The organism is Shewanella marinintestina, from assembly GCF_023283845.1.
GTDB classification, from domain to species: Bacteria; Pseudomonadota; Gammaproteobacteria; order Enterobacterales; family Shewanellaceae; genus Shewanella; species Shewanella marinintestina.
Window position 1 is genome coordinate 1 of sequence record NZ_JAKILC010000016.1, and the last position, 22,195, is coordinate 22,195.

Annotated in this window: 17 protein-coding genes and 1 rRNA gene; 14 read left to right on the forward strand and 4 right to left on the reverse strand. The window is 43.0% G+C overall.

What is annotated here, in order from left to right; translation table 11 throughout:
* Positions 1 to 108: ribosomal RNA gene (rrf, locus tag L2747_RS15920) — 5S ribosomal RNA — on the forward strand; the annotation flags it as partial.
* A gap of 342 nt (positions 109 to 450) precedes the next feature.
* Positions 451 to 1,725, forward strand: coding sequence for a CinA family nicotinamide mononucleotide deamidase-related protein (locus L2747_RS15925; RefSeq protein WP_248999999.1), 1,275 nt, complete (start codon positions 451 to 453; stop codon positions 1,723 to 1,725).
* Positions 1,726 to 2,075: 350 nt separating this feature from the next.
* Here the strand turns inward: L2747_RS15925 and L2747_RS15930 are convergent, their stop codons facing one another.
* The 3 genes from L2747_RS15930 to argE all read right to left on the reverse strand — a co-directional run bounded on the left by L2747_RS15930 (position 2,076) and on the right by argE (position 6,573).
* Complete coding sequence (locus tag L2747_RS15930) at positions 2,076 to 2,618, reverse strand: YceB family lipoprotein (protein WP_249000000.1); 543 nt, start codon at positions 2,616 to 2,618, stop codon at positions 2,076 to 2,078.
* The gene (gene ppc / locus L2747_RS15935) at positions 2,619 to 5,255 is read right to left on the reverse strand and encodes a phosphoenolpyruvate carboxylase (RefSeq protein ID WP_249000001.1); all 2,637 of its coding nucleotides are present in this window, start codon (positions 5,253 to 5,255) and stop codon (positions 2,619 to 2,621) included.
* Positions 5,256 to 5,421: 166 nt separating this feature from the next.
* On the reverse strand, positions 5,422 to 6,573 hold the full coding sequence (gene argE, locus L2747_RS15940; protein ID WP_249000002.1) for an acetylornithine deacetylase: 1,152 nt from the start codon (positions 6,571 to 6,573) through the stop codon (positions 5,422 to 5,424).
* Positions 6,574 to 6,849: 276 nt separating this feature from the next.
* Here argE and argC point away from each other — a divergent pair, with 276 nt between their 5' ends.
* From argC to argH, 5 genes are all read left to right on the forward strand, one after another.
* Positions 6,850 to 7,842, forward strand: a complete 993-nt coding sequence (argC, locus tag L2747_RS15945) for an N-acetyl-gamma-glutamyl-phosphate reductase (protein ID WP_249000003.1) — start codon at positions 6,850 to 6,852, stop codon at positions 7,840 to 7,842.
* A 13-nt stretch (positions 7,843 to 7,855) separates the two neighbouring features.
* Positions 7,856 to 8,668 (forward strand): acetylglutamate kinase, encoded by an 813-nt coding sequence (argB, locus tag L2747_RS15950; protein ID WP_249000004.1) that lies wholly within the window; start codon positions 7,856 to 7,858, stop codon positions 8,666 to 8,668.
* 15 nt (positions 8,669 to 8,683) lie between these two features.
* Positions 8,684 to 9,589, forward strand: coding sequence for an ornithine carbamoyltransferase (locus L2747_RS15955; protein ID WP_249000005.1), 906 nt, complete (start codon positions 8,684 to 8,686; stop codon positions 9,587 to 9,589).
* A gap of 68 nt (positions 9,590 to 9,657) precedes the next feature.
* Positions 9,658 to 10,896: an argininosuccinate synthase gene (locus L2747_RS15960; protein WP_249000006.1), complete on the forward strand. Its 1,239-nt coding sequence runs from the start codon at positions 9,658 to 9,660 to the stop codon at positions 10,894 to 10,896.
* A gap of 109 nt (positions 10,897 to 11,005) precedes the next feature.
* Positions 11,006 to 12,373: an argininosuccinate lyase gene (gene argH, locus L2747_RS15965; protein ID WP_249000007.1), complete on the forward strand. Its 1,368-nt coding sequence runs from the start codon at positions 11,006 to 11,008 to the stop codon at positions 12,371 to 12,373.
* Between the two features lie 101 nt (positions 12,374 to 12,474).
* Here the strand turns inward: argH and L2747_RS15970 are convergent, their stop codons facing one another.
* Positions 12,475 to 15,024, reverse strand: coding sequence for a penicillin-binding protein 1A (locus tag L2747_RS15970; protein ID WP_249000008.1), 2,550 nt, complete (start codon positions 15,022 to 15,024; stop codon positions 12,475 to 12,477).
* A gap of 425 nt (positions 15,025 to 15,449) precedes the next feature.
* Between L2747_RS15970 and L2747_RS15975 the strand changes: the two genes are divergently transcribed.
* The 7 genes from L2747_RS15975 (at position 15,450) to aroB (ending at position 22,110) form a co-directional block, all read left to right on the forward strand.
* Positions 15,450 to 16,529, forward strand: coding sequence for a pilus assembly protein PilM (locus L2747_RS15975; protein WP_249000009.1), 1,080 nt, complete (start codon positions 15,450 to 15,452; stop codon positions 16,527 to 16,529).
* On the forward strand, positions 16,517 to 17,092 hold the full coding sequence (locus L2747_RS15980; protein ID WP_249000010.1) for a PilN domain-containing protein: 576 nt from the start codon (positions 16,517 to 16,519) through the stop codon (positions 17,090 to 17,092). The genes L2747_RS15975 and L2747_RS15980 overlap by 13 nt, the downstream gene beginning before the upstream one ends.
* Positions 17,089 to 17,709, forward strand: a complete 621-nt coding sequence (locus tag L2747_RS15985) for a type IV pilus inner membrane component PilO (RefSeq protein ID WP_249000011.1) — start codon at positions 17,089 to 17,091, stop codon at positions 17,707 to 17,709. Before L2747_RS15980 ends, L2747_RS15985 begins: the two co-directional genes overlap by 4 nt.
* Positions 17,709 to 18,224, forward strand: a complete 516-nt coding sequence (locus L2747_RS15990) for a pilus assembly protein PilP (RefSeq protein WP_249000104.1) — start codon at positions 17,709 to 17,711, stop codon at positions 18,222 to 18,224. The genes L2747_RS15985 and L2747_RS15990 overlap by 1 nt, the downstream gene beginning before the upstream one ends.
* A 21-nt stretch (positions 18,225 to 18,245) precedes the next feature.
* Positions 18,246 to 20,297: a type IV pilus secretin PilQ gene (locus tag L2747_RS15995; RefSeq protein ID WP_249000012.1), complete on the forward strand. Its 2,052-nt coding sequence runs from the start codon at positions 18,246 to 18,248 to the stop codon at positions 20,295 to 20,297.
* Positions 20,298 to 20,511: 214 nt separating this feature from the next.
* Positions 20,512 to 21,027, forward strand: a complete 516-nt coding sequence (aroK, locus tag L2747_RS16000; RefSeq protein WP_012279139.1) for a shikimate kinase AroK — start codon at positions 20,512 to 20,514, stop codon at positions 21,025 to 21,027.
* Positions 21,028 to 21,030: 3 nt separating this feature from the next.
* On the forward strand, positions 21,031 to 22,110 hold the full coding sequence (gene aroB, locus L2747_RS16005) for a 3-dehydroquinate synthase (RefSeq protein ID WP_249000013.1): 1,080 nt from the start codon (positions 21,031 to 21,033) through the stop codon (positions 22,108 to 22,110).
* Positions 22,111 to 22,195: the final 85 nt, after the last annotated feature.

Consider the following 22,195-nt stretch of genomic DNA (forward strand, 5'->3'; position numbering starts at 1 on the left):
CCATAGAGTTGTGGCACCACCTGAATCCATTCCGAACTCAGAAGTGAAACGCAATATCGCCGATGGTAGTGTGGGGTCTCCCCATGTGAGAGTAGGTCATTTCCAGGCGCCAAATTAGTATCAAAGCCCGCTACGATGTAGCGGGCTTTTTTACGTCTGGAATTTATTAAATATCGTGCTATTTATAGGCAAAGCTTTGTCTATATCGAATGCTCCCTCCCTTTGCTAGACACCGGCTCTCTTTATTTACGCATTTTTAAGCTGTTAAAATCGATTTTAGGCAGCGTTCGCTTGTTGCTTTTATCTTTTTCTTTATTACTTAGTGTTGGTTTGATGTGAGTGATTGGTATTAATCATAATTGGTTATTGCTATTGTCTCTGAGCTTGCATATTTTAGCTGCATCAAAACGCTTTGAATTTTAAATTGCGACATCAGTTAAGGACCATCTAATGAAACTTGAAATGATTTGTACTGGCGAAGAGGTGTTAGCGGGGCAAATAGTTGACACTAATGCGGCTTGGTTTGCTAGTACAATGATGGAGCAAGGGATTGAATGTCAGCGACGTGTCACTGTTGGAGATCGTTTAGAAGATCTTGTTGCAGTATTTCAAGAACGTAGTCATGAAGCAGATATTATACTAGTTAATGGTGGTCTAGGGCCGACGAGTGACGATCTCTCCTCTGAGGCGATGGCATTGGCTAAAGGTGAATCGTTAATAGAGAATAGGGAATGGAGAGAGCGCTTAGAAGCTTGGTTTACCCGTAATGGGCGAGTGATGGCAGTAAGCAATCTTAAGCAGGCTTTATTACCTGAGTCGGCAATCATGATTGATAACCCAGTCGGTACCGCTTGTGGTTTTGCAGTTAAGCTCAATCGTGCTTGGCTTTTCTTTACACCTGGCGTGCCATTTGAGTTCAAGCAAATGGTCAAAGAGCAGTTTATTCCTTTTGTTAAGCAGCATTTCGATATCGATGGCGATGTGTCATTGCGAAAGTATTTAACCCTTGGTCGAGGTGAATCTTCATTAGCTGATGAGCTAGAAAAAATCGAGTTACCTAAAGGGATGACTATTGGCTATCGCAGCTCGATGCCACATATAGAAATTAAGCTGTTTGCCCGTGGCTACTTAGCTATTTCGCAACTCGATAAAATTGAAGCACAAATCCGCTTTTTACTTGGTAATGCAATCGTTGCTGATGAGAAAGTGAGTTTAGCTGCTGAAATCCATGAATTGATGCTCAGTGCTGGATTAAGTTTAAGTGTTGCTGAGTCATGCACTGGTGGCATGATAGCGAGCCAACTCATCGATTTCTCTGGAAGTTCATCTTATTTGCATCATGGCTTAGTGACCTACAGTAATGAGTCTAAAGTGAAGGTACTAGGCGTTAAGCCAGAAACCTTGGATGATCATGGGGCTGTTTCTATTGCTACTGTAGAAGAGATGGCCAAAGGCGCAAGAGCGATACTCGATAGTGATTTTGCTTTAGCGACTAGCGGCATTGCTGGTCCTACTGGCGGTACAGAGGATAAGCCTGTTGGAACGGTCGCAATTGCATTAGCGACAAAAGGTGCGGTTTATAGCCAGATGATTAAATTGCCTAGACGCTCTAGGGGCTTAGTACGTAGCTTAAGTACCGCTGTAGGATTTGATATGTTGCGACGTGAGCTATTAGGTGAGGCGGTTATTGTTGACTATGAATCGATAGGTCGCTTTAAAAAGTAATACCAATCAGTATAAACATTTAGTCGCTCAGCGAGAGTTTAGCGGTTTTGAGGCAAGGCAACGAGCGAAGGGCATAGTTATTCTACGTTCAAGTTCGTTAACACAGCATCAGAATCGCTAAAACTCGCCAGTCTGGAGCGTTTTTGGCTGCCTACTTCTGCGTTGAATAGATTTATAAGGGAATAACCATTATTACAGCTATTCGTCTTGAATTAGTTTGCCAAAAATCGTTCTGAGCTGATCAAATTCTTATACTGATTGGTATAATACGGCAATAGCAAGTTTTACAGATAATAAAAAGCAGGATCATTAGATCCTGCTTTGTAGTATTAAGGCCTATTTAATAGACATTATTCGTCAAATACTAAAACTAATTTACCAGGTTTGACTTCAATTCTCTTGGTCATATCGGCGACTAGTGCTTGTTTAGACTCTTTCATGTCAACAACATATATAGGTTGTGTCTCGAGAAATTGAGTTAAAAAGCCCATTAGTTGTGGTGCGATAGAGCCAATAGCTTTTTCGATATCTTTTGGTGTTGATTCGACCTTTACTAATTGCAGATTTCGCAAGTACACGCTGTGATTCGTTGCATCATACCAAGGCTCTGCTTCAAACTGGGTGATCAGATCGGCATTAATTGGCAGCATAGGATTACGCACTCTGACTAAGGTTACAGCTGATACGCCCATAGTATCGGGCTTATCACCTAAGGTAACTTTTATATCATTGACGCGTAAATCTATACCAAAGATTTGATTGCCTTGTTTTACCTCAAAATGCATTTCGTCATTGAGGTAACCTTCTAGCTCTTTTTCTGTAATGCTGTATTGACTGACACAGCCAGTCAATAGCAGTATGGCGCTAGCAAGCGCAACTTTTAATAACTTCATTTAACCTGTATTTCTCATTCCTGCAGCAACACCTGCAATCGTTAGCATTAGCGCTAACTCAACATTCTGAGAAGATTGCTCCTCTCGGCGTGTTCTTGCAAGTAATTCTGCTTGTAGGAAGTTTAAAGGATCAATATATGGGTTTCTTAACTCAACTGATTCACGATTCCATGGAGTATGAGCCATTAGGCTTTCTGCTTGAGTCAGCTCTAATACCGCGGCAACTCCGGTAGCTAATCGCTCTCTAAGTTGTACACCTAAGTGATGTAGTTCTGTCGGCACTAAGCTGGTTTCGTAAAATTTAGATAAGTTAGGCTCGGCTTTAGCATAGACCATTTCTAACATAGAAATACGTGTGGTGAAGAACGGCCACTGTTTCTCCATCTCTTGTAGCAATGACAGTTCGCCTCGTTCCGTCGCGGCTTTTAGTGCTTCACCAGCGCCTAGCCATGCAGGCAGCATTAAGCGGTTTTGCGACCAAGCAAAGATCCATGGGATCGCACGTAGGCTTTCAATGCCGCCATCTACACGACGCTTTGCTGGACGGCTACCGAGGGGGAGCTTGCCCAGCTCAACCTCTGGTGTTGCTGCACGGAAGTAAGATACAAAATCAGGCTCCTCACGCACCATAGCACGGTAAGCTTGCACTGAATCGCTAGCGAGGCGCTCCATGCATTCACGCCATTCAGCCTTAGGCTCTGGTGGAGGCAGCAAGGTGGCTTCCATTACTGCAGAGGTATATAGCGCAAGACTCTGTACAGCCAGTTTTGGTAAGCCAAACTTGAAGCGTATCATCTCGCCTTGCTCTGTCACACGAATACGACCATCAACTGAGCCAGGAGGCTGAGATAAAATCGCTTGGTGAGCAGGTCCACCGCCTCGACCAATTGTGCCGCCGCGACCATGGAATAATGTTAGTTTGATATTGGCTTCTTGGCTAATCGCGACCAGCTTTTCTTGCGCTGTATATTGCGCCCATGCAGCCGCCATAACACCAGCATCTTTAGCTGAATCAGAGTAGCCGATCATGACTTCTTGTGTGCCTTTGGTATAGCCACGGTACCAGTCGATAGCAAATAATGCAGACATACAGGCTGATGCATTATTTAAGTCATCTAAGGTCTCAAATAAAGGCACTACACGAATTGGGTGTGGGCAGCCAGTTTCTTTTAGTAATAACAATACTGCTAATACATCTGATGGCTGACTCGCCATAGAGATAACATACGAGCCCATTGCGCGTGCTGGTTGGCTGGCGACTAATCGGCAGGTTTTCACTACTTCTTCAACTTCAGCTGAGGCTTGCCAATTTGCTGGAATCAACGGACGCTTGCTAGAAAGCTCACGTAGCAAGAATGACTGCTTCTCGCTTTCATCCCAGTGAGCGTAATCGCCCATACCTAAGTAGCGTGTCAGCTCGGCAATGACATCGGCGTGACGTTGTGCATCTTGGCGTACATCGAGTCTCAGCATATGAATACCAAAACAAGCAATACGGCGTAGCATATCGAGCAGTAAGCCATTAGCAATTAAGCTCATGCCTTGGTCGCATAAGCTCTTATAAAGCATCATTAGCGGATCTTTTAGATCGCTTTCATGCCAAATAATATCTTTTGGATTAACGTCCGGCTGATGTCCTTCAAGTTTTTCATTGAGGTAATCGATGGTTGTTCTAAGCTTTTTACGCAGATCTCTAAGTACATCGCGGTAAGGTTCACAGCTATTATTGGTATAGGCTAACAACTCGTCATTAGCGCCTTCCATTGATAATTCATTCACCAATAGCACAACGTCTTTTAGGTAAAGGCGCGCTGCAGTGTGACGGTTTCGATCAAGCACTTCTTGGGTAACAGTTGACGTGACAAATGGATTGCCGTCACGATCGCCGCCCATCCAACTTGAGAATCTCACTGGGGCGATATCGATAGGTAACTGGGTATTGGTGCGCTCTTCAACTTGCTGGTTGAGTTGACGTAGAAAGTCAGGAACTGCTTGCCATAAAGAGGCTTCAATTGTGCTTAAGCCCCAGCGTGCTTCATCAACAGGAGTTGGGCGCTCGTTACGGATTTCATTGGTATGCCAGATTTGCGCAATAAGCTGACGCAAACGCAAATGGTGCTGTTTTTTCTCCTGCTCGGTAAGCTGAGTGTTCTCGAGTGCAGTTAATGAGTCGATTACTGCTGAGTATTTTTGAATTAAGGTACGACGAGAGATCTCAGTCGGGTGCGCCGTTAATACTAGATCAATATCGAGCGTCTTAAGACAAGCGAGTACTTTCTCTTGGTCGATGTTTCCACCAAGCATGCGTCCTAATAGTTGTTCTACGGGGTCGGGGACACAAACTAGCTCGTCACAATTACGGCTAATGGTATGGAATTGCTCAGCGATATTCGCAAGATTTAAAAATTGGTTAAACGCTTTAGCAAAGGGAACTAGCTCATCATCGCTTAAAGAAGAAAGCAAAGTCAGCATCTCTGTGCGAGACGCGTCATCGCCTTGGCGTGAGCTTTTTGCAAGATGACGGATCTGTTCAATTTTTTCTAGGAACGAGTCATCAAGATCGGTGCGGATTGTGTCACCTAAAATCTGCCCTAAGGTTCCAACGTTAGACCTTAGCGAGGCATACATGTCTACCATACGTGCTCCATATCGGTAAGCTAATCGATCACAATACCTAGCGGCGTTACGCTAGGCAATGGCCGAGATTAAAATATCCGGCTTGAATAGGCTTTATACCACTTTTTGAATATCAATCTTGTAGAGAGTATTCAATTTAGCCTATAAAGCGCCGAGAAATAACGATTTATTTTATACAGGCGTGATAAATCAGATTTTTTAATAGATCTTTTGTGCGCGCAATATAGCTAAGATCTAAATATTCATCAGGTTGGTGTGCCTGCTCGATACTGCCGGGACCGAGTACCAAGGTTTGGCAACCTAGCTGGCTAATATAGGGAGCTTCGGTTGCGTAGTTGACGACTTCAGGCTGACTGTCGCTCAGCTCTGCTACCAGCTTGGTCCAGCCGCCGTCTTTGTTATCTGCAAAAGGCTCTGAGCCTGGGTATAAAGGCGCCACCTGAACAGCTCCCGGATACTCACTGCAAATAGGCGCTAAGTAATTGGCTACCATTAGCTCTAAATCCGCTAAGGGTAAGCTTGGTATCGGGCGCAGATCGATATGTAAATCACAGCAACCACAAATTCTATTCGCGGCGTCACCGCCATGAATATGGCCAAAGTTCATGGTTGGGTAGGGGACACTAAAAGCCTCTTCACGATAGTTATCGGCTAAGTGTTGTTTTAGCTTGAGCAGTTGCCCAGTGACTTTATGCATGATCTCAATAGCATTAAGGCCTTTAGCTGGATCAGAGGAATGACCGCTGCGGCCAGTTACTCGGATGCCTTGAGTAAAGTGACCTTTATGCATATATACCGGTTTTAAGCTGGTGGGTTCACCAATAATTGCGTAGTCCGGTGCAATCGATTTCGCAGCGGCAAATGCTTTAGCGCCATTCATGGTGGTTTCTTCATCGGCGCTGGCCAAGATATGCAACGGACGCTTAAATTTGTCCATAGGTAGCTCTTGTAATGCTGCTAACACTAACGCGAAAAAACCTTTCATGTCACAAGTGCCTAAGCCGTACCAACGATTATCTTTTTCAGTTAAGAGAAAAGGATCTTGGCTCCAACGCCCCTCATCAAAAGGCACTGTGTCGGTATGACCTGCTAAAAGTAACCCTCCCTTACCTTGACCGAATGATGCGACTAAGTTGTGTTTATTACGTGTATTGGCAACAGGAACGGATTGGCATTGCATACCGAGATCTGAGAACCAAGTGTGCAGTAGTTCTATGACCGCTTTATTACTCATATCTTGATCAGCTTCAAGCGCACTAATCGACGGTGCTGCAATCAGTTGGCTAAAACTGTTTTTAATTTGTGGAAGTGTTTTCATTAAAAAATACCTAAATATATATTCAAATATATTGCATAATTAATTTTGCGTGTTAGTCTATCAAACAGCTAAGGCAACTACCACAATTCAATGGTCTGTTTAATGAGAGTAATTATGTTCAATCTGGTTCAATTTATAGTAGTTAAGGTTATTTATACCCAATTCCTGCGACGATAGTCTTGTCATTAATGGTGTTCAGCCAGGGCTTAAGTTGTGCCCATTCTTTTTTTCGTTGTGTCATCTAATTTCAAGATTAAGGTTTTAAAGTCATAGACTATGAAAAATATAGCCATTATTGGCGCTAGTGGATACACAGGCGCACAGATTACTTCTCTTATAAATGCCGAAGCGAATTTATCAATTCAAGGTCTTTATGTTTCTGAAAACAGCCTAGATAAAGGTAAGCCTCTATCTGAGCTTTACCCTACATATAGCCATATTTCGTTATGTCTAAATCCTCTTACTGAAGATGCAAAGCACACTATAGTTGCTACGGCTGATGCGGTTGTTCTCGCGACCGATCATGCCGTGAGTTTACATCTGGCTGCTTGGTTTTATCAGCAGGGCGTCGCGGTGTTTGATTTGAGTGGTGCGTACCGGTTTAGCGATGTGGCGCAATACCCTAAGTGGTATGGTTTTACTCATGAATACCCTGAAGTGCTGGCTGATGCTGTTTATGGTTTAGCAGAATGGAATAGCGAGCAAATTGGCAAGAGCAAACTGATTGCGGTACCAGGTTGCTATCCAACAGCTTCACTGACTGCACTAAAGCCTATTGCACATCTGCTAACTGATGTTTTCCCGGTGATTAATGCTGTTAGTGGTGTCACTGGAGCAGGTAGAAAAGCGCAGCTTCATACCAGTTTTTGTGAAGTGAGTTTGACACCCTACGGTGTGCTTGGGCATAGACACCAACCTGAAATAGCGACTCAGTTAGGCCAAGAAGTTATTTTTACCCCTCATTTAGGCAATTTTAAACGCGGTATTCTTGCCACTATTACCGCCAAGCTCAAGCCTGGGACAAGCACTGGTGATGTAGCTCAAGCCTTCCAATATTACGACTCTGCCGAGCTGGTCACTGTAAAACACAATCAATTCCCTAAGGTAGACGATGTGGTACAAACCGCGAACTGCCACTTAGGCTGGAAGTTTGATGAAGCAACAGGATATCTCGTTGTTGTTAGTGCAATAGATAACTTAATGAAAGGGGCTGCAAGTCAAGCAATGCAGTGCATAAAGATTCATTTTGATACGCAAGATGGGCTGTAAGGTGGAAAAGCATATGACTGAAACTCACGGAGTAAGCGCTCAGGTTAAGCCTGTCATGATCCTTAAGGTTGGTGGCGCATTATTGCAATGCGAAATGGGCATGGCACGTTTAATGGACGCAGCTGCAACCATTATTAGCCAAGGCCAACCACTTATTATGGTTCATGGTGGCGGTTGTTTGGTTGATGAACAGCTAAAAGCGAATGGTATGGAGTCGGAAAAGCTCGATGGTTTAAGGGTTACGCCTGAGCAGCATATACCTATTGTTGTTGGTGCGCTGGCTGGCACCTCAAACAAAGTACTGCAAGCCGCTGCAATAAAAGCCGGTATTACTTGCTTGGGTATGAGCCTTGCTGACGCGGACATGATGACTGCAACGATTAAAGATCCGCAGTTAGGGCTGGTGGGCGAAGTTACCCCAAATGATGCTAGTTACCTTAATTTTGTTTTATCAAAAGGCTGGATGCCTATCATCAGCTCAATTGCTATTAGTGGCCAAGGTGAATTGCTTAACGTTAATGCTGATCAAGCGGCTACCGCATTGACTCAATTGGTATCTGGCTCTCTGGTGTTGTTATCGGATGTATCAGGTGTACTTGATGGTAAAGGGCAGTTAATTAGTAGCTTAAACCGCGCACAAGTTAATGAGTTAACCAAAGTTGGTGTCATTGAGAAAGGCATGAAAGTCAAAGTAGAAGCTGCGTTAGACGTTGCTGAATCCATGGGACAAGCCGTACAGATTGCCTCTTGGCGGCAGGCACAACAATTAATCGCATTATGCCAAGGTGAAACCGTTGGCACCCAGATCCAACCACAAAATCAGTAATAGCGGAGCTATTTTATGCAACATTTACTATCGATTAAAGATCTTAGCCAGCAAGCGTTACTTGACCTATTGGCACTGGCACAAACGATTAAAGCTAACCCTGCCGAGTATAGAAATGCATTAGACGGTAAGAGCGTGGTGATGCTATTTGAAAAGCCATCGCTAAGAACCCGAGTGAGCTTTGATATTGGTATTAACAAGCTAGGTGGCCACTGCTTATATCTAGATCAGCAAAATGGCGCACTCGGTAAACGTGAACCTGTATCTGATTTTGCGGCCAATATCTCATGTTGGGCCGATGCGATTGTGGCGCGAACTTTTTTGCATTCAACCATTGAAGAGCTCGCTGAACACGGCACAGTGCCTGTGATTAATGCACTATCGGATCTTTATCATCCTTGCCAAGGTCTGGCAGATTTTCTGACGTTAACCGAACAATACGGTGACGTTAGCAAGGTAAAGCTTGCCTACGTAGGTGATGGCAATAACGTCACTCATTCATTGATGTTTGGCGCAGCAATTTTAGGGGCTCAACTTACGGTTATTTGTCCTCCGGGTCACTTTCCTGATGGCAAGGTAGTGTGTGAAGCGCAAGAGCTGGCGGCAAAGCATGGTGGTAAGCTGATTTTAAGTTCTGATATTGCAGCGATTGAAGATCACGATGCGATTTATACCGATACCTGGATTTCTATGGGCGATAGCGCATCGATGGAAGAAATTGAAGCTAAATTTAAACCTTATCAAGTCAATGCTGAGTTGATGCAAAAAGCGGGTGCTAAACACTTTATGCACTGTTTACCGGCTTATCGTGAAGTGGAAGTGACAGCAGAGATTGTTGACGGTGAAGGCTCACTTATTTTGCATCAGGCTGAAAACCGTATGCATGCACAAAATGCGGTATTGGTAACGCTGTTAAGTTAATAATTTTATGAAAACAACCGTCAATTGGCGCTAGCGAATTGAGTACAAATCAGTAGTAGGAAAATAAAATGTCTAATCAAAATGCAGTATTAAATGCTCAGGCAGATATCAAAAAAGTCGTATTAGCGTATTCAGGTGGTTTAGATACCTCAGCGATTATTCCTTGGTTAAAAGAAACTTATAACAACTGCGAGATCGTGGCATTTTGTGCCGACGTGGGTCAAGGCGAAGCCGAGTTAGAAGGGCTATATGAAAAAGCTATCGCATCGGGTGCATCTGAATGCTATATCGTCGACCTAAAAGAAGAGCTGGTGGCCGATTATATTTACCCAACTATTGCGACCGGTGCTATTTACGAAGGTACTTACTTACTGGGTACTTCAATGGCGCGTCCAATTATTGCTAAAGCTCAGGTAGAGGTTGCACGTAAAGTTGGTGCCGATGCGGTCTGTCATGGTTGTACAGGTAAAGGTAACGATCAAGTGCGTTTTGAGGGCTGCTTTGCCGCGCTAGCGCCGGATCTAAAAGTGATTGCACCTTGGCGTGAATGGGAAATGGTAAGTCGTGAAGATCTACTTGATTACCTAGCTGAGCGTAATATTGCGACCTCTGCATCAGCGACTAAGATCTATAGCCGCGACGCTAACGCATGGCATATTTCTCATGAAGGCGGTGAGTTAGAAGATCCATGGAACGAGCCTTCAAAAGGTGTTTGGACCATGACTGTTGCACCAGAAGATGCGCCTAATCAACCAGAATACGTATCACTTGAGTTAGAGCAAGGCAAAGTCACCAAAGTTAATGGTGAAGCATTTAGCCCTTATAAAGCGCTGATGGTATTGAATGAAGTCGCCGGTGCTCACGGTGTGGGCAGAATCGATATTACTGAAAACAGACTCGTTGGCATGAAGTCACGTGGTTGTTACGAGACCCCTGGTGGCACGGTAATGTTTGCAGCATTGCGGGCAATAGAAGAATTAGTACTTGATAAGACTAGCCGTGAATGGCGTGAGCAAGTGGGCGCGCAGATGGCACATCTAGTTTATGACGGTCGTTGGTTTACGCCGCTATGTGAATCACTATTAGGCGCATCAAAGCCACTAGCAGATTTAGTTAATGGCGAAGTGGTGGTTAAGCTTTATAAGGGGCAAGCTAGCGTAGTGAAAAAGCGTTCACCAAATAGCTTGTATTCAGAAGAGTTTGCCACTTTCGGTGCCGATGATGTGTATAACCAAAAAGATGCCGAAGGCTTTATTCGTCTGTATTCGCTTTCAAGCCGGATCAGAGCATTGCACCAGCAAAAATAAGTCGTAAATCAATAAAAGTTAGTAAGCGCTAACATTAAGCGTGTTAGCGCCTTAAAACAAAGACTTAAAGGCGGGATATTTCGCCTTGTATGATATAGAGGAAGTCAAAATGGCATTATGGGGCGGCAGATTTAGCCAAGAAAGCAGCGCACTGTTTAAACTTTTTAACGACTCATTACCGGTAGACTTCCGCCTTATTGAGCAAGATATCATTGGCTCAATCGCTTGGGCGAGCGCTATTACTCAGGTGGGTATTCTTACCGAACAAGAGTGTACTGAATTACATCAAGCACTTAATGAGCTACTGGGCGAGACCATCGATAATCCGCAGCTAATTATTGCTTCGGGTGCAGAAGATATTCATAGCTTTGTAGAGCAGTCGCTTATCGCCAAAGTCGGTGACTTAGGCAAGAAGCTGCATACCGGGCGTTCACGTAACGATCAGGTTGCTACCGATCTTAAGCTTTGGTGCAAAAAAGAAGGTGGTCAGCTACTTGGGTTACTCACCAAGTTAAGAACAGCATTAATTGAGCTCGCGGAGCGTGAGTTGGATGCGGTTATGCCGGGCTATACGCATTTACAAAGAGCACAGCCAGTAGTATTTGGACATTGGTGCTTAGCGTATGTAGAAATGTTTGAGCGTGATATTAGTCGTCTACAAGATGCTTTAAAGCGTGCAGATACTTGCCCATTAGGTACAGGGGCTCTGGCTGGTACAGCCTATCCAATGGATAGAGTGAAGTTGGCACAATCGCTAGGTTTTGCATCGCCAACTTTAAACAGTTTAGATACGGTGTCTGATAGAGATCATGTGATTGAGATCTGTAGTGATGCTTCTATCAGTATGATGCATTTAAGCCGTATGGCTGAAGATCTGATCTTCTTTAACAGTGGTGAAGCAGGCTTTATCGATCTTGACGATGAAGTGACTTCAGGCTCTTCACTGATGCCACAAAAGAAAAACCCAGATGCATTAGAGTTGATTAGAGGTAAAACAGGCCGTGTATATGGCAGCTTAATGGGGATTTTAACCACCATGAAGGCGTTGCCACTTGCATATAATAAAGATATGCAAGAAGACAAAGAAGGCTTGTTTGATGTAATGGACAGCTGGTCAATTTGCTTAGAGATGGCAGCATTAGTATTGAGTGGCTTAAAAGTGAATCGCGAAAAGACTCTTAGCGCGGCAAAGCAAGGTTATGCAAACTCAACCGAATTAGCGGATTACTTGGTAGCTAAAGGGATGCCGTTTAGAGAAGCGCATCATGTTGTTGGTGAAGCGGTTGTAAGCGCGATTGCCAAGCAAACACCGCTAGAAGATTTAACCCTAGAAGAGTTACAAGCATTTAGTCCTGTGATTGAAGCAGATGTATATGATTGCTTAACTATCGAGTCTTGTTTAGCTAAGCGTGAAGCTTTAGGTGGGACATCATTGCCTCAGGTAAAGAGTGCCCTAGCGGTAAAGCAATCGAGCTAATTTAGTTTAAGTAGGCCAATAAAAATGCGGTTATAGCCTTGGCTATAACCGCATTTTTGTAAGTGGACTTTAATGAGAGCTATTACTCTCCAATGCTAACTTTATTGGAATAAGTCTTCTTCAGACTTATCAATAAAGATATCGCTATTATCTTCTTGGTCGGTTACATACTCAGTTGGCTCTGTACCAGAAATAAAGTACTCAAACTTACTGGTGTAGTCGGTTTTACGAGTCAGTTTACCTGTCGCCAAATCAATTCTGGCAGATACAATTCCTTCTGGTGGTGACACAGGTATTTCTGGTGTGCCTTCTAGGGCATACTTCATAAACTCGTTCCAGCCAGGACCTGCGGTTTTAGCCCCCGCTTCGGCAAGCGAGATTTGATCTTTCGCGCCATTTGCATTCCAGCTTGTACGGCCTAGCTCTTGGCTGTGATCATCAAAGCCAACCCAAACTGTAGTGGCTAGTTTTGGATTAAAACCACTGAACCACGTATCACGGGATTCATTGGTGGTACCTGTTTTACCTGCAATATCACGACGTTTTACCACTCTAGCAGCGCGCCACGCAGTACCATTCCAGCCAGTGCCTTTACTCCAGTCACCTCCACCCCAAATTACACTCTTAAGTGCTTGAGTGATCAAAAATGCAGTTTGCTCTGAGATAATTTGTGGCGCATAACGTGCGTCTTCATCACCACATTGCAATGTGTCATCTATTTCTGGCAATTGTTCTAATGGCGTAGTACTAGCTTGAAGTTCATGGGCCATTGCAGCAAATGGGTCATCGTTAATAATCACTTCGTCAACTGGAGGCTTACATGCCAACGTCGGTTTAGTTTCTTCAACAATATCGCCATTGGCCGTTTCTACACGCTCAATATAGTAAGGCTCAACTAAAAAACCCCCATTGGCAAAAACAGAGAATGCAGTAACAACTTGTAGTGGGGTCACCGATGGTGAGCCGAGTGCAATTGATTCGTTACGAGGCAGATCGGCAGGATCAAAACCAAACTTAACGAGTTCTGCAATTGTTGCATCAAGCCCCGCATAACGCATGGCTCTGACCGACATCACGTTAATCGATTGCGCTAAACCTACACGCAGGCGAGTAGGTCCACCATAAACGTCTGGAGAGTTTTTAGGACGCCAAGCCGTACCTTGTCGAGTATCAGGTTTATTAATCGGTGCATTGTTGATTAAGGTTGAAAGGGTATAGCCTTTCTCCATCGCAGCGCTGTAAATAAATGGCTTAATATTAGAGCCTAGCTGACGTTTAGCTTGAGTTACACGGTTGTATTGACTTGTGTAGAAGCTAAATCCGCCAACTAAGGTACGAATTGCCCCGTCGTGTGGATCGAGTGATACAAGTGCACTGGCAACTAAAGGTACTTGGCTTAACTGCCAGAAGTCCCCGTTGTTACGGATCCATACTTGCTCACCAGGTTTTAGGACATCAGAAGCTAGCTTGGGAGCCTTACCTTGGCGTTTATTGGTAATAAACTTGCGTGCCCATTTAATGCCATCCCATGAAAGCTCAATGGTTTCGCCTTTAGCTGTCATTACGCTAGCAGTTTGCTCGTTAACTGAAAGGACTGCAGCCGGGAACATACCTTGGAATGCACCTGTTTGTTTCAGCTTAGCTGTGATCTCTTCTGGCTCAAGCGCCGTAGTTGTCCATAATTCTTTTACGCGGCCACGGTAGCCATGACGTTCATCGTATGAATAAACGTTATTACGCAATGCTTTTTGGGCATCTAACTGTAGTTTTGAATCTACGGTGGTGTATATATCATAACCGCCAGTATAGGCTTCTTCTTCGCCTAGCTTAGCAACTAAATAGTCACGAGCCATTTCTGAAACATAAGGCGCATAAAGATCGATAACAGCGCCATGGTATTTCGCTGTTATAGGGCTATCTAACGCAGCTTGGTATTCTGCACTATTAATGTAGCCCACTTCGTTCATACGCATAAGTACAACGTTACGACGTGCTAAAGCACGGGTTTTTGAAGTAATCGGATTTAGAGTCGAAGGTGCTTTTGGTAAGCCGGCAATGACAGCCATTTCTGGCAAGGTAAGCTCACCGACCTCTTTACCGTAATACACTTGAGCTGCAGCACCGACACCATAAGCGCGTTGGCCTAAGTAGATGCGGTTAACATATAGCTCTAAAATTTCATCTTTAGTGAGTAGTTGCTCTATATGAATCGAGATAAAAATCTCTTTTACTTTACGAATAATGGTTTTATCGCGAGTCAAAAAGAAATTACGCGCAACCTGCATGGTAATGGTACTAGCGCCTTGTTTCTTTTCACCAGTGGCAAGCATAACTGAAGCTGCACGCAGAATACCGATTGGGTCGATACCCTTGTGTTCATAAAAACGGGCATCCTCAGTAGCGATAAAGGCTTGTAAGAGTGGCTTAGGAACGTCTTTCAGCTCTAATGGAATACGGCGCTTTTCACCAAACTGAGAGATCAGTTTGCCATCACTGCTATAGATGCGAAGCGGTGTTTGTAGCTTTACTGTCTTTAGTGTTGTGACATCCGGTAGATCCGGAAGTACATAAAAATAGGCTGCAACAATTGCAGCGATCCCAAGTAAACCTAGGCTAAAGAAAGCTATAAAAAGTCGTTTTAACCACTTCACCGCAATATTCCAAGAATTAAAATAAGAACAATAGTATATAAGCCGTGGCCAAAATGGTGAAGTCTTGTCGTTCTATTTCGGTAATGCTTTTGACTGATAACTTAAAAGCAGCGGGTGTTTCAGCATTATTTTCAACTTTTCAAACTAAAATTTGTCTGAAGGCATAAAATCCTGTCACCAGTGCTTATAACTATGTATCGCTTTGTTTATAGCGTTTTCATCTGAATTTTTAATATTGCTGGTCATTATTTTACAAATACTGAGTATCAAAAGAGCTAAGCATGGTCGTTACTAGTAAGTGATTAATATGAAGTCAAAAAAATGGCATTTGTAAATTGGGGAAACATTTTGTACAAATAACTGTAACGAGTTGATTCTGTGCTAATCTACTCTGGATATAAAAACTAAAAAAGTGACCTTGGACTATGCTTTCTAATTTTTGGAAGCGTCAAGCTCCGCAGATGGTAGGGATAGATATTGGATCCCATGAAGTAAAAGCGATACTGCTGAGCAAGACTGCTGATGGATATAAAATATTAAGCCACGCAGCTGTTCCCTTAAAAAAGGGAGCCATTAATGATCATGAAATTCGTGATAGTGAAGCGGTTATTGATGCATTAAAGCAAGTAAAGCGTGTATTGCCCAAGTCGACCTCGTTTGCTGCTGTTGCGGTTTCAGGTTCGGCGGTCATGACTAAAGTTATTTATATGGACTCGGCTTTAAGTGAAGAGGAAATGGAGGCTCAAATTGAGATTGAAGCTGATAACCTGATTCCTTATTCACTTGACGAGGTTAATATTGATTTTGAAACACTGAGTAGTAATCGTAGTGACCCAACAAAAGTTGACGTATTGCTTAGTGCCTGCCGTAGTGAAAATATTGATAGCCTAATAGATTCACTCGATGCTGTTAATTTAGAAGCCAAAGTTGTTGATGTTGAAGGATATGCATTGGGGCGTTCTTTTGATGTTATTACTAAGCAACTCCCTGAAGACGTTAATGACAAAGTGGTAGCGCTGGTGGATATTGGCGCAAATATTACCACTTTCTCAGTGGTCGAAAATGGTGAAACCACCTTTGTGCGCGAGCAAGCATTTGGCGGTGACCAGTTTACCCAATCGATATTATCTTTCTATGGTATGACCTATGAGCAAGCCGAAAAAGCTAAGCTAGAAGGTGATTTGCCACGCAACTATGTGTTTGAAGTTCTATCACCATTCCAAACGCAGTTATTACAACAAATAAAGAGAACCTTACAAATCTATTGCACATCAAGTGGGCGCGATAAAGTTGATCATATTGTGCTTTGTGGTGGCACAGCGAAACTGGAAGGTATGGCCAACCTAATGATTAATGAGTTAGGTGTTCGTACGATTATCGCTGATCCGTTTCAAGGTTGTTTGCATGCTGACCCTGAGATAAAGGATTTCCTCCAGCCTCAAATTAGTAAATATATGTTGGCCTGTGGGTTAGCGCTAAGGAGTTACTCTGAATGGCGAACATAAACTTACTACCTTGGCGTGAAGAAGCTAGGGAAAAACAAAAGCGTGACTATACCGGTATATTAGCTTTGGTTTTTTTGGTTTCTGGACTCGTTGTTTATCTATTTCTTATGACTATCGATATGTTTGTTGATGACCAGAAAAGCCGTAACACTTATTTGCAGTCAGAAATTCAATTGTTGGAATCTCAAATCGCTGAGATCACTAAAATTCGTACTCGTAAAAAAGATATAGAAAGACGCACTGAGATTATTTTGGATCTACAGCAATCTCGAAATTTGCCGACTCATGTACTCGATGAACTGGTTAGAGTCGTTCCACCAGGGATCTATCTTTCAAGTATTGAAAAGAAAGGCAGTCAGTTGTGGATAGAGGGTCGCAGTGAATCCAATAATAATGTGGCTAATATGATGAGAAAGGTCGCCGCCTCATCTTGGCTACATGACCCCAATATGCAATCGATTGTGGCGCAAAAAGAAGAATTAAGGCAATTACAACGTTTTACGTTGCGAGTTTCTATCGTTAATGATGCCGCTAACAGCCAGACTCAAGGGGCAAGCAAATGAACCTCGATTTAAGTCAATTTAATGATATCGACTTTGAAAATATTGGCGCCTGGCCGCAATTAGTTAAAATCGTTTTTGCCGTGATGCTAGCTGTTTGTGTTTTTGTCGGCAGTTATTTTCTGTTTGTGTCAGAAGCGCTTGATAGGTTGAATGCAGAGCAGCAAAAAGAGCTGCAACTGAAAACGGACTTTAAGTCTAAGTATCAACTCGCAGCTAACCTTAAGTTATATCGTGAACAGCTGGCAATGATGGAGATTCAATTTGCTGAACTTCTAAAAATGCTTCCTTCAAAAAATGAAATGCCTGGCTTGCTTGACGATATAACATTTGTTGCGACAGATTCAGGTCTCAGCATTAAAAGCTTAGATTGGGACTCTGAAATTCCTCGTGACTTTTATATTGAATTCCCAATTAAGATTGTTGTTAGTGGTGATTACCATGAACTGGGGCATCTAGTTGATGGGGTGGCAAAGCTTCCGAGAATTGTGAGTTTGCATGATTTTGTTATTCAGCGTAACGACTCTGGTAATCTGGGGATGGATATCTTAGCGAAAACATACCGCTTTAAAGAAGGCGCAGAGTTACCGCCTAAGGGATCACAGGGGGCGGTTAAATGATGAGATTGCTACCGCTGTTAATGTTTAGTGTTGTATTAACTGGCTGCACTGGAGATAAAAGTGATTTAGAGCTTTTTGTTACGACGACTAAAGCTCAACATGTTGCGCATATCCCGCCGTTAAAAGAAACGCCTAAATTTGAACATTTTGCATATCAAGCTGATTTGATGCGCAGCCCATATGTACCGCCTTCAAGAGAATTAACTGAAGAAATCATCGATACCACAAAAGATTGCTTACAACCGGATCTTAAGCGACGTAAAGGCCGCTTAGAAACCTATGCTTTAGATAATTTAAAAATGCGTGGCACTCTAAGTGAGCAACAAGATATTTGGGCTCTACTTGAGACCGCAGATGGCAGTGTTTATCGTTTAGGTGTAGGCCAATATTTAGGCCTCTATCATGGAAAGATAGCCAAAGTGACACCACAAACTGTAGAAATTATAGAATTAATTCCAGACGGGTCAGGTTGCTGGACTGAAAGAAACAGTAGCATGGAATTGACTGGGGAATAATAAGAGATGACTGAGGGAATAATGAGATCTTTAACCACGCTAAAAGCCAGTTATAAGGATGTGTCATTTTTAAAGGCACTTATTGGTTTCGCATTAATCGTTGGTATGACTCAGCATTCATATGCCGCTAACCGACTCCTAGACGTTAAATATCATGCCGTTGTCGATCATCAGCTTGAGCTACAATTAATTTTTGAAAACGATATTCAAGAGCCTGACATAAACCTGAATGCATCTCCCTCGCAGATCATCCTTGGTTTTGCCGATAGTATTTCAGCATTAGAAAAGCAAACGCTACCGATAAAAACAGTGGGTGTGGAAACCGTAAGCACAGTGCCTAATGGCACTGCTTTGCAGGTTTTTATCGGTCTTGATGAAGTTAAGCCTTACCAAGGTAAAGTGGTAGGTAATACTTATCGATTAACTATTAATGATGAGATTGCCAGTCAAAATACAACGGGTAATAACCCTTTTGTAAATAGTATTGAGAATATTGATTTTCGTCGTACTGCTGACGGTGGTGGCGAATTATTGGTAAAACTCAATAACAGTTCTGTGGCCGCGAATGTGGAACAGGTTGGGGCTAAATTGGAGCTGAAACTGTATAACACCGAGATCGGTAGTGATTTCTTGTATGTTATGGACGTTTATGACTTTGCCACCCCAGTAAAAAGTTTTGAGACTTTTAAAGAAGATTTAACTGCACGTTTCGTTATCGATATTGAAGGTAACTATGAATACAACTATCAACAAGATGGCAGTTTATTTAAGTTGTCGATGAAAAAAACGAAGCGGATGAATATCGTTAAAGAAGAGAAAAAGTACGACGGGCGTTCGCTTTCATTAAACTTCCAAAATATTTCAGTTAGAACCGTGCTGCAGATTATTGCTGATTATAATAACTTTAACTTAGTTACTAGCGACACGGTTGAAGGCGACATTACTTTACGCCTAGATGATGTGCCTTGGGATCAGGCTTTAGATCTGATTTTGCAAGCTAAAGGCTTAGATAAGCGTATCGAAGGTAATATCTTAATGATTGCGCCTAGTGAAGAGATTGCTATTCGTGAAAGCCAAGAACTTAAAAATAAACAAGAAGTAAAAGAGCTGGCACCTTTATATTCAGAATATCTACAAATTAACTACGCTAAGGCAAAAGATATTGCTGCCTTGCTAAAAGGAGAAGATTCTAGCCTGTTAAGCACCCGTGGTAGCGTTGCCGTTGATGAACGAACCAATACATTGCTAGTGAAAGATACCGAAGAGACGTTAGAGAACATTCATCGCTTAATTGAAGTACTTGATATTCCTATTAAGCAAGTACTGATTGAAGCGCGTATGGTAACGGTTAAAGACGATGTCTCTGAGGATTTAGGTGTTCGTTGGGGGATTACAGACCAACAAGGTAATAAAGGCACTTCAGGCAGTTTGGAGGGGGCTGGAGACATAGCAAATGGCATCATTCCAGGTTTGGATGACCGTTTAAATGTAAACTTGCCAGCAGCGGTTGCAAATCCAACGAGCATTGCATTTCATGTCGCTAAGCTTGCTGACGGAACAGTGTTGGATTTAGAGCTTAGTGCGTTAGAGCAAGAGAATAAGGGTGAGATTATCGCTAGTCCGCGCATTACGACTTCTAACCAGAAAGCTGCCTTTATCGAGCAAGGTGTCGAGATCCCTTATGTAGAAGCAAGTTCGAGCGGTGCAACCACGGTAACTTTTAAGAAAGCGGTGTTGTCACTGCGGGTTACTCCACAGATAACACCTGATAATCGTGTTATTTTGGATTTAGAAATCACTCAAGATTCACAAGGTAAAACGGTAGATACGCCGACAGGGCAAGCTGTTTCGATTGATACCCAGCGCATTGGTACCCAAGTGCTGGTGGACCATGGCGAAACGATTGTACTCGGTGGAATTTACCAGCAGCAGCTAATCAGTCGTGTCAGCAAGGTACCTATATTAGGCGATATTCCCTATTTAGGTTTTATGTTTAGAAACACCTCGGACAAAAATGAGCGTCAAGAGTTACTCATTTTTGTGACACCTAAAATAGTTTCAGAATCGCTATAAAATAATCGAGCAGATAAAGCTAGTGCAGAATGCTAGCTTTATCGTTTTGGTCGATACATTTTTGATAGAAATGCATTCCCCGCTTGCCATAGATGGCACTTAGCTGAGATAATCAGCGGTCAAGTCTCAATAGAGCAAGGTAAGATTAAAGGTCAACTCCGTTTATTTGAGTTGACGTAGGCAAACTTAAATAAGATTCAGACGTATAAATCAAATGGCCGAGAAACGTAATATTTTCCTAGTAGGCCCTATGGGGGCTGGTAAAAGCACTATAGGCCGTCATCTGGCACAGATGCTGCACTTAGAGTTCCACGATTCAGATCAAGAAATTGAAAGCCGTACAGGTGCCGATATCGCTTGGGTTTTTGATGTTGAAGGTGAAGAGGGTTTCCGCAACCGTGAAACACAGGTTGTTGCTGATCTAACCGAAAAGCAGGGTATTGTTTTAGCAACAGGCGGTGGTTCAATCCAAAGCAAAGAGATCCGTAATAATCTTTCTGCTCGCGGCATCGTTGTCTACCTAGAAACAACGATTGATAAGCAAGTTGCACGTACGCAAAGAGATAAGCGTCGTCCATTGCTTCAAGTTGATGACCCAAGAGAAGTGCTAGAAAACCTAGCTGAGGTACGTAATCCTCTATATGAAGAGATTGCAGACGTCATTGTAAAGACTGACGAACAAAGTGCCAAAGTTGTAGCAAACCAAATTATTGAACAGTTAGGTTTTTAAGATATGACGAAACAAGTTCTGGTTGAGCTCGGAGAGCGAAGTTACCCAATTGAAATTGGCCAGAATTTGTTTTGTAGTAGCGAGCCTTTGGCTCGCTATCTGCAACATAAAAATATCCTAATCGTCACTAACGAAACGATAGCGCCTCTATACCTTGAAAAGGTACAAGCTATGCTGTCGGATTTCGTATGCGTCAAGCCTGTGGTTCTACCCGATGGTGAGCAATACAAAACCCTCGAACAGATGAATTCTATATTCACTTCACTACTAGAACAAAACCTAGGCCGTGATACGGTGCTGGTGGCGCTAGGTGGTGGCGTGATTGGTGATATGACAGGCTTTGCCGCTGCGAGTTATCAACGCGGTGTCGACTTTATTCAAATTCCAACGACGTTACTGTCTCAGGTGGACTCATCTGTTGGTGGTAAAACTGCAGTTAATCACCCATTAGGCAAAAATATGATAGGTGCTTTCTATCAGCCTAAATGTGTATTGATTGACACTAATTGCTTAAGCACCCTACCCAAGCGTGAGTTTGCAGCAGGGATGGCTGAAGTAATTAAGTATGGTGTTATTTGGGATGCAGAATTTTTTGAGTGGCTTGAAAACAATGTCGATGCATTGAAGTCATTGGAAAAAGAAGCACTTGAATATGCTATTAGCCGCTGCTGTGAAATAAAAGCAGAAGTGGTAGAAAAGGACGAAACTGAGCAAGCAGTTCGAGCATTGTTAAACCTCGGGCATACCTTTGGCCATGCCATCGAAGCTGAAATGGGCTACGGCGTATGGTTACATGGTGAAGCAGTATCTGCTGGCACAGTCCTTGCTGCAATAACCTCTAATAAGCTTGGGTTAGTTAATGAGTCAATTGTTTGTCGGATAACGGCATTGTTAGCCGCATTTGATTTACCAATAACAGCGCCCGAAACAATGAATTTTGAGCAATTCATTAAGCATATGCGCCGCGACAAGAAGGTGCTTAAAGGCCAGTTACGATTAGTGTTACCTGAAGGCATAGGTCAAGCAGGGATCTATAGTGACGTTACCGATGAGCTACTGGAAGAGGTTATCAACTGCGCATAAACCATGTAGCAGGTGATCAGTGAACGCATTACTCATTATCAATATATTGTTTTTACAGTCTTCTTTCGACAAAGCTTTTCTTTTT

What these genes read in the sequence shown, in the direction of transcription:
- L2747_RS15925 (WP_248999999.1), top strand. Translation starts at nt 451, where the DNA reads ATGAAACTTGAAATGATTTGTACTGGCGAAGAGGTGTTAGCGGGGCAA.
- L2747_RS15930 (WP_249000000.1), bottom strand. Translation starts at nt 2,618, where the DNA reads ATGAAGTTATTAAAAGTTGCGCTTGCTAGCGCCATACTGCTATTGACT.
- ppc (WP_249000001.1), bottom strand. Translation starts at nt 5,255, where the DNA reads ATGGTAGACATGTATGCCTCGCTAAGGTCTAACGTTGGAACCTTAGGG.
- argE (WP_249000002.1), bottom strand. Translation starts at nt 6,573, where the DNA reads ATGAAAACACTTCCACAAATTAAAAACAGTTTTAGCCAACTGATTGCA.
- argC (WP_249000003.1), top strand. Translation starts at nt 6,850, where the DNA reads ATGAAAAATATAGCCATTATTGGCGCTAGTGGATACACAGGCGCACAG.
- argB (WP_249000004.1), top strand. Translation starts at nt 7,856, where the DNA reads ATGACTGAAACTCACGGAGTAAGCGCTCAGGTTAAGCCTGTCATGATC.
- L2747_RS15955 (WP_249000005.1), top strand. Translation starts at nt 8,684, where the DNA reads ATGCAACATTTACTATCGATTAAAGATCTTAGCCAGCAAGCGTTACTT.
- L2747_RS15960 (WP_249000006.1), top strand. Translation starts at nt 9,658, where the DNA reads ATGTCTAATCAAAATGCAGTATTAAATGCTCAGGCAGATATCAAAAAA.
- argH (WP_249000007.1), top strand. Translation starts at nt 11,006, where the DNA reads ATGGCATTATGGGGCGGCAGATTTAGCCAAGAAAGCAGCGCACTGTTT.
- L2747_RS15975 (WP_249000009.1), top strand. Translation starts at nt 15,450, where the DNA reads ATGCTTTCTAATTTTTGGAAGCGTCAAGCTCCGCAGATGGTAGGGATA.
- L2747_RS15980 (WP_249000010.1), top strand. Translation starts at nt 16,517, where the DNA reads ATGGCGAACATAAACTTACTACCTTGGCGTGAAGAAGCTAGGGAAAAA.
- L2747_RS15985 (WP_249000011.1), top strand. Translation starts at nt 17,089, where the DNA reads ATGAACCTCGATTTAAGTCAATTTAATGATATCGACTTTGAAAATATT.
- L2747_RS15990 (WP_249000104.1), top strand. Translation starts at nt 17,709, where the DNA reads ATGAGATTGCTACCGCTGTTAATGTTTAGTGTTGTATTAACTGGCTGC.
- L2747_RS15995 (WP_249000012.1), top strand. Translation starts at nt 18,246, where the DNA reads ATGAGATCTTTAACCACGCTAAAAGCCAGTTATAAGGATGTGTCATTT.
- aroK (WP_012279139.1), top strand. Translation starts at nt 20,512, where the DNA reads ATGGCCGAGAAACGTAATATTTTCCTAGTAGGCCCTATGGGGGCTGGT.
- aroB (WP_249000013.1), top strand. Translation starts at nt 21,031, where the DNA reads ATGACGAAACAAGTTCTGGTTGAGCTCGGAGAGCGAAGTTACCCAATT.